The organism is Collinsella sp. LCP19S3_A6 (assembly GCF_052122015.1).
GTDB lineage: Bacteria > Actinomycetota > Coriobacteriia > Coriobacteriales > Coriobacteriaceae > Collinsella.
In genome coordinates this window covers 1-919 of the sequence record NZ_JBQKDD010000028.1, presented here as the reverse complement: position 1 = coordinate 919, position 919 = coordinate 1, and the positions used below count along the sequence as shown (strand labels likewise).

At 64.7% G+C, this 919-nt stretch carries 1 protein-coding gene and 1 tRNA gene; one reads left to right on the top strand and one right to left on the bottom strand.

The annotated features are described in order from the left end of the window. Positions 1–493 (bottom strand): IS110 family transposase (locus ACTQVX_RS08825; RefSeq protein WP_441560932.1); only part of this gene is annotated, 493 nt, incomplete at its 3' end. Positions 494–751: 258 nt separating this feature from the next. On the opposite strand from ACTQVX_RS08825, the gene ACTQVX_RS08820 reads away from it, so the two are divergent. Continuing rightward, positions 752–828, top strand: a tRNA-Arg gene (locus tag ACTQVX_RS08820). The last annotated feature ends 91 nt before the right edge of the window (positions 829–919 follow it).

Here is a 919-nt window from a genome sequence, read left to right as displayed (position 1 = left end):
TCCTCGTCCCGTCGGCGTTGCGCTCGTCCCAGACGTGGCCCAGCCTGATCAGGAACATGTTGAGGCGCTGCCTGGCGCGGCGGCACTCCGCCGTGGCGTCGTCGAGGGCGCGGTCGAGGTCCCGGGCGGCCTCGACGGCCGCATCGGGCAGCGGGACCTCCACGATGTTGTGGGTGGCGAGCATGCGGGCGATGAACTCGGCGTCGCGCCGGTCGTTCTTGCGGCGCGCGTCCGCCGCCGGCCTCTGCATCTTGGAGACGGCGGCCACGGCGCAGTCGAGGCCGAGCGCGCGCAGCTCGCGCGCCATGTGGAAGCCGGTGGGGCCGCTCTCGTAGCAGGCCCTGGGCTCCTCGAACCCGAGGGCCCACTCCGCGATCTCGGCGGCGTCCGTCCCGAAGTCACGGTGCACCACCTCGCCGGTGAAGGGGTTGAACGCCGCGGCGGCGACCGATCGCGCGTGGACGTCCAGGCCGATGGAGGTAACATGGGGCATGGGAAGCCTCCTCCCCGCAGGTGCGGTAAGGGCTACCGCACGGGCCGATACTCAAAGCCCATTGTGGCATCCCGAGCCCGCGAAAAGAAGCTGCGCCGCGGGGGAGGCGACCCAAATGGCTTTCTCATATCGTCTTGGAAGCCATGCACGGATTCGAACCTCGGTCGAGGCGCGAGCAGCATAATCATCACATCGTAAAATTTTTTCAAATTGTCGCTTGACCCGTCGGGGCCTCGCGTGCATAATAATCCGTGCGTTGCGGCGTTACCTCAGCTGGATAGAGGGTCTGACTACGAATCAGAACGTCATAGGTTCGAATCCTATACGCCGCACCAATTGACTTTAAAGCTCCCGGCAACGGGGGCTTTTCTTTTTTGGAAGCCATGCATGGATTCGAACCTCGGTCGAGGCGCGAGCGTAAAGAAA